General features: G+C 62.6%; 9 protein-coding genes and 1 pseudogene. 2 read left to right on the top strand and 8 right to left on the bottom strand.

Annotated elements, in window-relative coordinates; genetic code table 11:
- From CC207_RS27655 to rplM, 8 genes and pseudogenes are all read right to left on the bottom strand, one after another.
- A pseudogene (locus tag CC207_RS27655) lies at positions 1-1,549 on the bottom strand (S8 family serine peptidase); the annotation flags it as partial.
- A 251-nt stretch (positions 1,550-1,800) separates the two neighbouring features.
- On the bottom strand, positions 1,801-2,220 hold the full coding sequence (locus CC207_RS15300; RefSeq protein WP_028689757.1) for a ClpXP protease specificity-enhancing factor: 420 nt from the start codon (positions 2,218-2,220) through the stop codon (positions 1,801-1,803).
- A gap of 12 nt (positions 2,221-2,232) precedes the next feature.
- Complete coding sequence (locus CC207_RS15295; RefSeq protein ID WP_088852358.1) at positions 2,233-2,856, bottom strand: glutathione S-transferase N-terminal domain-containing protein; 624 nt, start codon at positions 2,854-2,856, stop codon at positions 2,233-2,235.
- 117 nt (positions 2,857-2,973) lie between these two features.
- Complete coding sequence (locus tag CC207_RS15290; RefSeq protein WP_028689759.1) at positions 2,974-3,753, bottom strand: cytochrome c1; 780 nt, start codon at positions 3,751-3,753, stop codon at positions 2,974-2,976.
- A complete protein-coding gene (locus CC207_RS15285) occupies positions 3,753-4,964 on the bottom strand; it encodes a cytochrome bc complex cytochrome b subunit (RefSeq protein ID WP_028689760.1) in 1,212 nt (403 codons plus the stop codon). Before CC207_RS15285 ends, CC207_RS15290 begins: the two co-directional genes overlap by 1 nt.
- Positions 4,964-5,557: a ubiquinol-cytochrome c reductase iron-sulfur subunit gene (petA, locus tag CC207_RS15280; RefSeq protein ID WP_023628711.1), complete on the bottom strand. Its 594-nt coding sequence runs from the start codon at positions 5,555-5,557 to the stop codon at positions 4,964-4,966. The genes CC207_RS15285 and petA overlap by 1 nt, the downstream gene beginning before the upstream one ends.
- Positions 5,558-5,822: 265 nt before the next feature.
- Positions 5,823-6,215, bottom strand: a complete 393-nt coding sequence (gene rpsI / locus CC207_RS15275; RefSeq protein WP_003260797.1) for a 30S ribosomal protein S9 — start codon at positions 6,213-6,215, stop codon at positions 5,823-5,825.
- Positions 6,216-6,229: 14 nt separating this feature from the next.
- Entirely contained in the window at positions 6,230-6,658 is a 429-nt protein-coding gene (gene rplM / locus CC207_RS15270) for a 50S ribosomal protein L13 (protein ID WP_008097538.1), read from the bottom strand.
- Positions 6,659-6,915: 257 nt separating this feature from the next.
- Between rplM and CC207_RS15265 the strand changes: the two genes are divergently transcribed.
- Together CC207_RS15265 and CC207_RS15260 are read left to right on the top strand one after the other, a co-directional pair.
- On the top strand, positions 6,916-7,956 hold the full coding sequence (locus CC207_RS15265) for an NADP(H)-dependent aldo-keto reductase (protein ID WP_088852357.1): 1,041 nt from the start codon (positions 6,916-6,918) through the stop codon (positions 7,954-7,956).
- A 257-nt stretch (positions 7,957-8,213) separates the two neighbouring features.
- On the top strand, positions 8,214-9,079 hold an 866-nt coding region (locus tag CC207_RS15260; RefSeq protein WP_178080972.1), incomplete at its 3' end, for a GlxA family transcriptional regulator.

Raw genomic sequence — 9,079 nt, 5'->3', positions numbered from 1 at the left:
CCACGCCCCCGGCGCTGGCGGTCAGGGCACCGACCCGCCCGTTGCCGCCCAGGGTACCGCCCGCGTTGACCGTCACCGCCGATTGCAGGCTGCCGTTGACCGCCAGCAGGCCGCCATCGACGCGGGTCGGGCCGCGGTAGCTGCTGTCACCCGTGAGCTCGAGCCAGCCAGCCCCGGACTTGACCAGGCTGCCCTGGTAGACCCGCCGCGCGGCAGCCGCGTCACGGGCCATGCCCAAGGCATAGTCACTGCGATCCTGCTGGCTGGCGCCCGCTGCCAGGCCATGCTCCCAGCCGCGATCCTTGAGGGTCTGCTGCCAGGCCTGGCGTTCCGCGGCATCCTCGATTTGACGCTGCACCAAAGCCTGGTCGGAGATGCCGTTGCTCCAGCTATCGCCCTGCCCGCGCCCCAGGTTGACGTCGAATTCACCCAGCAACTGCCCGGGTCCGTGCAACGCCCGGCCCAGGTCCGGAACGCCCCAGCCTACCCGCTCGCTGGGTCCCTGGGTCGGCGAGCCGTCGAGCTGGCGCGAGGTGGTCAGCAGCACTTGCAGGGCCTGCTGGTTGTCCAGGTAGGGATAGCGCTCCATGACCAGGGCCAAGGCCCCTGTGGCATGAGGTGCGGCCATCGAGGTGCCGTTGTAGGTGGCGTAGCCGCCACCGGGCACGGTACTGCTGATCGCCGCACCCGGGGTCGCCAGACACCAGTACTTGGCGATGCCGCACTGGTTGTATTTCTGCTGGTTGTTCTTGTCCAGGCCCGACACCGCCAGCCAGTGGCCTTCCAGCTCCGGCTGGAAGTACGGCAGCGCCGAGCGCACGCTGGCATTGGCATAGCCGCTGTTGCCGGCGCTGAATACGTTGATCACGCCCCGACGCGCCACGTCGCCGGCGGCGTCGAGCCAGGTGTCCTGCTGGAAATGCTGAGCGTAGGCCGCGCGCACGCCGTCCAGGGTCTGGTAGCTGACATCCTTGGGCTGGCTGCCCCAACTGTTGTTGATGGCCCGCACACCGGCGTCCATCAGGGCATCGTAGACCGCCTTGAAATACTTGGGGTCAGGGCTGGGGCCGAACAGAAACTTGTCGTCGTGGTTGGTGTTGCCCACGTAGACCTGGGCATTGAAGGCCACGCCATGCATGCCAGCGCCATTACGGGCCGCGCCCAGGGTGCCGGTGACATGGGTGCCATGGCTGTCGTTGGCGCCATTGAGTCCCCCGGACACGCTGAACGGAGTGCCATCCAGGTACTGGCCGGTGGCGGTAACGGCGTGAAAACGCAAGGGGTTGGCTTCAGGGTGGGCGGCGTCGAATCCCGAATCCAGGGCGCCAATGCTGACGCCGGCGCCGGTGATGCCGGCGGCATAGGCTTGGCTCGCCTGCATGCGCTCCAGGCCCCAGTCCTGCTGGTACTCGGCCGACCGCCAGCTGGCGGGGTCGCCCAGGCGACCGGATTCCTGATAGGCCGCCACAGCAGGCAGCGGCAGTCCGGTGGCGAACGCCAGGCACAGGGTACCCGTCAGCGCCTTGAGCTGATCACATCTCACATCCATGTCGATGACTTCTCTTGTTTTTGTTGTTGGGTCGCCCGTCCTGGGTCGACCGGTGTGTCGCTGCACTGCTCGGCCGCAAGGCCCTATCGAGCCAGAGGCGGTCGCCCGCCCCTGGCCAAGTTACTTCGGCCTCAGGCCTGGAGGCAGCCTACGGCTGCAAGTCGTGAGCTTCTGAAATTGCTTACGATAAGTCAATCGGCGTCGAAACATCTTCAGCGGTGCCGAACCTGCCCGGCCTGACTGCCCAACGCCTACTTGACCACCTTCAGGCTCGGACGGCCAGTGGGGCGTGGTGGCTCGGGCGGCCCATCATCATCCGGCTCGACGCCTTCATCTTCATGGTCATCCTCATCCTCGAACGGCGGCTCCAGTTCAAAGACCATGCCCTGGCCGTTCTCCCGGGCATAGATCCCGAGGATGGCGCCGACCGGCACGAACAGCGAGTGCGCAACGCCACCGAAACGGCCTTCGAAGCTCACCGCCTCGTTATCCATGTGCAGGCTGCGCACGGCACTGGGGGAGATGTTCAGGACGATCTGGCCATCGCTGGCGAAACCCTGGGGCACCTGGACCGCCGGATACTCGGCATTGACCAGCATATGTGGCGTGCAATCGTTGTCGACGATCCACTCGTACAGCGCACGAACAAGATAGGGGCGACTGGAGTTCATCAACGGTTCCTCTTAAACCTTGCGCATTTCACGTTCGGCAGCGGACAGGCTCGCCTGGAAAGGCTCGCGGGCGAACTGTCGCTCCATGTAATCCAGCAGCGGCTTGGCCTGCCGCGGCAACTCGATATCCATCACCGGCAAACGCCAGAGAATGGGCAGTAGACAGCAATCGACCAGGCTTTGCTCCTCGCTCATGAAGCAGGCCATCTCGCCGAACAGCGGAGCCACGCCGGTCAGGCTCTCGCGCAGCTCCTTGCGCGCCTGGGTGCGTGCCGCCTCGCTGCTGCGCGCATCAAGCACGGTATCGGCCAGGGCGCACCAGTCACGCTGTATGCGGTGCATCAGCAGGCGGCTGTTGCCCCGGGCCACCGGGTAGACCGGCATCAGCGGCGGGTGCGGGTAACGCTCCTCGAGGTACTCCATCACCACGGTCGATTCGTACAGCGCCAGGTCGCGATCGACCAGGGTCGGCAAGCTGCCGTAAGGGTTCACTTCAATCAGCTTGGGCGGCAGGCGATTGGCGTCGACATCGATGATCTGCACCGTGACGCCTTTCTCCGCGAGCACCAGGCGGACCCGATGAGAGTAATGATCAGCGGGGTCGGAATAGCAGGCTAACCTGTTGGTTGCGCCCATGTAGCGCCTCCTCGCACGGGATGCTTGTAAAACTGCAAATGAAAACGCGCCCGGGGCGCCCCAGCACTATCGCTGGAGCCCCCCGGGCGCGTTCAACTACCAGAAACTACTGCGTGATCAGTGCACGTCCTTCCAGTATTCGCGCTTGAGCAAGTAGGCGAACACGAAGAAGAAAGCCAGGTACAGCAACACGTAGGTACCGATGCGCTGGCTTTCCAGTTTGACCGGGTTGGCCGAATAGGCCAGGAAGGTCACCAGGTTCTTGACCTTCTCGTCGAACTGCTCGGCCGTCAGGGTACCGGATTTCTCCTCCACGGTCAGCTGGTCGCACGCCTCATGGGTCAGCGGGCTGCCGGTCAGCGGGTCGAACTGCTTCTTGCCATCGACCTCGGTCTGCACCTGCTTGCAACCGATCACCTGGTTACCCTGCAGGCCCACCAGCACGTTGGGCATGCCGACGTTGGGGAAGACCTTGTTGTTCACCCCGTATGGCCGCGTCTTGTCCTCGTAGAAGCTGCGCAGGTAGGTGTACAGCCAGTCGCTGCCACGCACCCGAGCGACCAGGGTCAGGTCGGGCGGCGCTGCGCCGAACCAGGTCTTGGCATCGCTGGGCTGCATGCCGATCTTCATGTGGTCGCCGATCTTGGCGCCGGTGAACACCAGGTTCTCGAGCATCACCTCATGCGGGATCCCCAGGTCGTCGGCGACTCGCTCGTACCGCTGGAACTTGGCGCTATGGCACCCCATGCAATAGTTGGCGAAAGTACGCGCGCCATCCTGCATCGCGGCCTTGTCGGTCAGGTCGATATCGACCTTGTCCAGCTCCAGGCCATGCTCGGCGGCGAAGGAAAGGCCAGGCATCAGTGCCAGCAAGCATACTGCAATAAACTTTTTCATCAGCCAGTCACCCTTTCCGGAACCGGTTTGGTCTTCTCGAGCCTTGTGTAGAACGGCATCAGCAGGAAGTACGCGAAGTACAGCACCGTGCACACCTGCGACAGCAAGGTACGCCCTGGTGTCGGCGCCAGCACGCCCAGTACACCAAGGATGATGAAGGCCACGCAGAACACCAGCAGGAAGATTTTGCTCAGCCAGCCTTTGTAGCGCATGGAGCGCACCGGACTGCGGTCGAGCCAGGGCAACACGAACAGCACGGCGATCGCCGCACCCATGGCGATGACCCCGAACAGCTTGTCGGGTACCGCACGGAGGATCGCGTAGAACGGCGTGAAGTACCACACCGGCGCGATGTGCTCAGGGGTCTTGAAGGCGTTGGCCTGCTCGAAGTTCGGTTTTTCCAGGAAGTAGCCACCCATTTCCGGGAAGAAGAACACCACCGCGCAGAACACGAAAAGGAACACCACCACGCCGACGATATCCTTGACGGTGTAGTAAGGGTGGAACGGGATGCCATCCAGCGGGATGCCGTTCTCGTCCTTTTTCTTCTTGATGTCCACGCCATCGGGGTTGTTCGACCCCACTTCGTGCAGCGCCAGGATGTGCAGCACCACCAGGCCGAGGATCACGATCGGCAGGGCCACCACATGCAGGGCGAAGAAGCGGTTCAGGGTGATGCCGGAGATCAGGTAATCACCACGAATCCACTGGGTCAGGTCATCACCGATGACCGGAATCGCGCCGAACAGCGAGATGATCACCTGGGCGCCCCAGTAGGACATCTGCCCCCACGGCAGCAGGTAGCCCATGAACGCCTCGGCCATCAGCGCCAGGTAGATCAGCATGCCGAACAGCCAGACCAGTTCGCGTGGCTTCTGGTAGGAGCCATAGAGCAGCCCGCGGAACATGTGCAGGTAGACCACGATGAAGAACGCCGAGGCGCCGGTGGAGTGCAGGTAGCGCAGGATCCAGCCGTATTCGACGTCGCGCATGATGTACTCGACCGAGGCGAAGGCCTCTTCCGCCGAGGGGGTGAAGCTCATGGTCAGCCACACGCCGGTGACGATCTGGTTGACCAGCACCAGCAGTGCCAGGGAGCCGAAGAAGTACAGGAAGTTGAAGTTCTTGGGCGCGTAATACTTGCTCAGATGGTCTTCCCACATCTTCGTCGCGGGGAAGCGCGCATCGATCCACTCCATGAACTTGCTCATCATGCGTTCTCCTGATCGACGCCGATGACGATGATTTCGTCCGACTCGTACGAGTGCGGTGGCACTGGCAGGTTGAGAGGGGCCGGCTGGGATTTGTAGACCCGGCCAGCCAGGTCATAGTGCGAGCCGTGGCATGGGCAAAAATAGCCACCGACCCATTTCGGGCCGAGGTCGGCGGGAGCGACTTCAGGACGGAACGTCGGCGAGCAACCCAGGTGAGTGCACAGGCCGACCAGGATGAGGATCTCGGGCTTGATCGAGCGAACTTGCGGATCGACGTAGGTCGGCTGCACCGACGCCTTGGACTCGGGGTCGGACAGCTCACCGGTGATCTTTTTCAGATTGCCGAGGATCTCTTCCGTTCGCCGCACGATGAATACAGGTTGACCGCGCCACTCGGCCACCATCTGCTGGCCGGGCTCGACCTTGGCGATATTGACCTTCACCGGTGCCCCTGCGGCTTTCGCCTTGGCACTGGGAAACCATGACCCCACGAACGGTACCGCAGCCCCCACTGCCCCCGCTGCCCCGACCACGGATGTCGCGGCTACGAGGAAGCGGCGCCGGCCTGCGTTGACGCCGTCATTGCTCATTCAGTCCTCTCCCATCAGCTTGCTTGGCCTGCTCTAACAGGCATCTACTTAGGTATGTCTGTGGCACTAAAAATTGGCCGCAATGGTAAGGAACAAATCCACACGCTGACAAGGTGATTACCCGCTCGTCGGGCTACAACCCTCGCTTTGCTTGATCTGTGTCTATGCGACAAACGGCCACGGACTGACAGAGAGGTTAGTTCAAGACATAAAAAAAGCCCGGTTCCAAAAAGGAACCGGGCTTTTTTCGACTGCCGAAGCGGTATTAACGCTTGGAGTACTGAGGACGCTTACGCGCTTTACGCAGACCCACTTTCTTACGCTCGACTTCACGAGCGTCGCGGGTGACGTAGCCAGCACGACGCAGGGCGCCACGCAGGGTTTCGTCGTATTCCATCAGGGCGCGGGTGATGCCGTGGCGGATTGCACCGGCTTGACCGCTGACACCACCACCGGAAACGGTGACGTAGATGTCGAACTTCTCAACGGTCTCGGTCAGTTCCAGCGGCTGGCGAACAACCATGCGAGCGGTTTCGCGGCCGAAGAACACGTCCAGAGAACGGTTGTTGATGGAAATGTTGCCAGTGCCCGGACGCAGGAATACACGTGCGGTTGCGGTCTTGCGACGGCCAGTGCCGTAGTTTTGAGTCGCCGACATAATGAACTATCCCGTTAGATCTTCAGTTCTTGAGGCTGCTGAGCAGTGTGTGGGTGAGCTGCACCCGCGTACACTTTCAGCTTGCGGTACATGTCGCGACCCAGCGGGTTCTTCGGCAGCATGCCTTTGACCGCGGTTTCGATAACACGCTCAGGGGCCTTGGCGATCAACTTCTCGAAGTTGATTTCCTTGATACCGCCCGGGAAGCCGGAGTGGGAGTAGTACATCTTGTCGGAAGACTTGGCACCAGTCACACGGATTTGCTCGGCGTTGATGACGACGATGTAGTCGCCGGTGTCAACGTGAGGGGTGTATTCTGGCTTGTGCTTGCCACGCAGGCGGCTAGCGATTTCGGTAGCCAGACGACCCAGGGTCTGACCAGCGGCGTCGACTACGAACCACTCGCGCTTTACTGTTTCCGGTTTAGCAGTAAAAGTTTTCATTCTCTAAAGCCTCAGAGGCCGCCCAGCGAAAAATAGACGGCGAATCTTACTGGATAGTGCACAACTTGCCAAGGGCAAGCGCGCAGCCGAACGCTGACGCTTTTGGGGGCTCGGGTCGGGCACGCCAATGTTCGACAAGGGTTCCCCTGCATGGTGGTGCATCACTTCCGCCACACGGAGAGGGGCCGAATTATCCAGATTGCAGGAAAAATTTCAACCTGCTTTTATGGGCCTCTTTGCCATGGAGCGTCTTCCCGATGGAATACCGCAAGCTCGGCCGTACCGACCTCAACGTCAGCGCCCTGTGCCTGGGCACCATGACCTGGGGCGAGCAGAACACCCAGGACCAGGCCTTCGCCCAGATCGCCCTGGCCAAGGCCCGGGGCATCAACTTCATCGACACCGCCGAGATGTACCCAGTGCCACCGCGCCCGGAAACCTACGCCGCCACCGAGCGCATCATCGGCAACTGGTTCGCCGCCAACGGCGACCGCGACGACTGGATCCTGGCCAGCAAGGTCGCCGGCCCCGGCAACGGTATCAGCCACATCCGCGACGGCCAGCTCAAACACAATCGCCAGCACATCGTCGCCGCCCTGGACGAGAGCCTCAAGCGCCTGCAGACCGACCGCATCGACCTGTACCAGCTGCACTGGCCCGAACGCAGCACCAACTTCTTCGGCAAACTTGGTTACCAGCACCTGCCCCAGGACATCTTCACCCCGCTGGAGGAAACCCTGGAGGTACTCGACGAGCAGGTCCGCGCCGGCAAGATCCGCCATGTCGGCCTGTCCAACGAAACCCCATGGGGCACCCTGAAGTTCCTGCACCTGGCCGAGACCCGCGGCTGGCCGCGGGCGGTGTCGATCCAGAATCCCTACAACCTGCTCAACCGCAGCTTCGAGGTGGGCCTGGCGGAGGTGGCGATCCGCGAGCAATGCGGTCTGCTGGCCTATTCGCCGCTGGCCTTCGGCATGCTCTCGGGCAAGTACGAAAATGGCGCCCGTCCGGCGAACGCCCGCCTGACCCTGTTCAGCCGCTTCGCCCGCTACTCCAACCCGCAGACCGTGGCTGCCTGCGGCCGCTACGTGCAACTGGCCCGCGAGCACGGCTTGGACCCGGCGCAGATGGCGCTGGCGTTCGTGACGCGCCAGCCTTTCGTGATCAGCAACATCATCGGCGCCACCAGCCTCGATCAGTTGCGCAGCAATATCGACAGCCAAGCGCTGAACCTGGGCGATGAGCTGCTGGCAGCGATCGAGGCGGTGCATCAGGAGCAGCCGAACCCGGCGCCTTGAGCGGCTACCGAGTCACCAGGCAAGCCCGGCGCGGATGCGTGGGGGCGGGCTTGCCCCGGCGAGAGAGTTCGTACTTTGGCGGGGTAGACACAATCGCCAAAAAATAAGACGATCCAGCCGGTGATTGACCACTCTACCCTATAAGAACAATGACAATGATGTTTACCCAACCCTCCGCGTCCTTGCGGCGCGTCAGTATCCTGGCCGTGGACAAAGTGTTCGCTTCGACACTGATGCAGGCCAAGGATTTCTTCCACCTGGCCAGCCTTCGCTACAGCAAGCAGCTGGGGCTGGGCCTGCAGCCGATGTTCGAGATTGGCCTGGTGAGCCCGGACGGCTTGCCCGTGGACAGCTTCAGCAACGTGCAACTGCCGGTCGACAGCGGCCTGAACGACGCCGACGTGATCATCCTGCCGGCCTTCTGGGACGACTTCGACAACCTGCTGCAACGTTACCCCCAGGTCCTGCCCTGGCTGCGCGAGCAGCATGCCCGCGGCGCGGTGCTGTGCGCCGAGGCCAGCGGCGTGTTCTGGCTGGCCGAATCCGGGCTGCTGGATGGTAAGGAGGCGACCACCTACTGGCGCTTCTTCGCCAGCTTCGCCGAGCGCTTCCCGAAGATCCGCCTGAACCAGGACAAGCACCTGACCGACGCCGACAACCTGTACTGCGCCGGCGGCACCACCTCGGCCTGCGACCTGTACATCTACCTGATCGAGCGTTTCTGCGGCGCCAACGTGGCCCGCGCCGTGGCCCGCGACATCCTCTACGAGGTGCAGCGCAGCTACACCCCGGGGCGCATGGGCTTCGGCGGCCAGAAGCTGCACCAGGACCTGATCATCCTGCAGATCCAGCACTGGCTCGAGGAGCACTTCGCCGACAAGTTCCGCTTCGAGGACGTGGCCCGCAACCACGGCATGAGCATCCGCAACTTCATGCGCCGTTTCCAGAGCGCCACCGGCGACAAGCCCCTGCACTACCTGCAGCGGCTACGGATCGAGACGGCCAAGGGCCTGCTGTCGAGCACGCGCAAAAGCATCAAGACCATCAGCTATGAGGTGGGGTACGACGACGCGAGTTTCTTCGCCCGGTTGTTCCGCCAGCATACGGAGCTATCGCCGAACCA

This window comes from Pseudomonas sp. DrBHI1 (assembly GCF_002205115.1).
Lineage (GTDB): Bacteria > Pseudomonadota > Gammaproteobacteria > Pseudomonadales > Pseudomonadaceae > Aquipseudomonas > Aquipseudomonas mosselii.
Note: the sequence above shows the minus strand (reverse complement) of the source record. Positions and strands in the feature narration are given on the sequence as shown.

What these genes read in the sequence shown, in the direction of transcription:
- CC207_RS15300 (WP_028689757.1), bottom strand. Translation starts at nt 2,220, where the DNA reads ATGAACTCCAGTCGCCCCTATCTTGTTCGTGCGCTGTACGAGTGGATC.
- rpsI (WP_003260797.1), bottom strand. Translation starts at nt 6,215, where the DNA reads ATGTCGGCGACTCAAAACTACGGCACTGGCCGTCGCAAGACCGCAACC.
- rplM (WP_008097538.1), bottom strand. Translation starts at nt 6,658, where the DNA reads ATGAAAACTTTTACTGCTAAACCGGAAACAGTAAAGCGCGAGTGGTTC.
- CC207_RS15290 (WP_028689759.1), bottom strand. Translation starts at nt 3,753, where the DNA reads ATGAAAAAGTTTATTGCAGTATGCTTGCTGGCACTGATGCCTGGCCTT.
- petA (WP_023628711.1), bottom strand. Translation starts at nt 5,557, where the DNA reads ATGAGCAATGACGGCGTCAACGCAGGCCGGCGCCGCTTCCTCGTAGCC.
- CC207_RS15285 (WP_028689760.1), bottom strand. Translation starts at nt 4,964, where the DNA reads ATGAGCAAGTTCATGGAGTGGATCGATGCGCGCTTCCCCGCGACGAAG.
- CC207_RS15295 (WP_088852358.1), bottom strand. Translation starts at nt 2,856, where the DNA reads ATGGGCGCAACCAACAGGTTAGCCTGCTATTCCGACCCCGCTGATCAT.
- CC207_RS15265 (WP_088852357.1), top strand. Translation starts at nt 6,916, where the DNA reads ATGGAATACCGCAAGCTCGGCCGTACCGACCTCAACGTCAGCGCCCTG.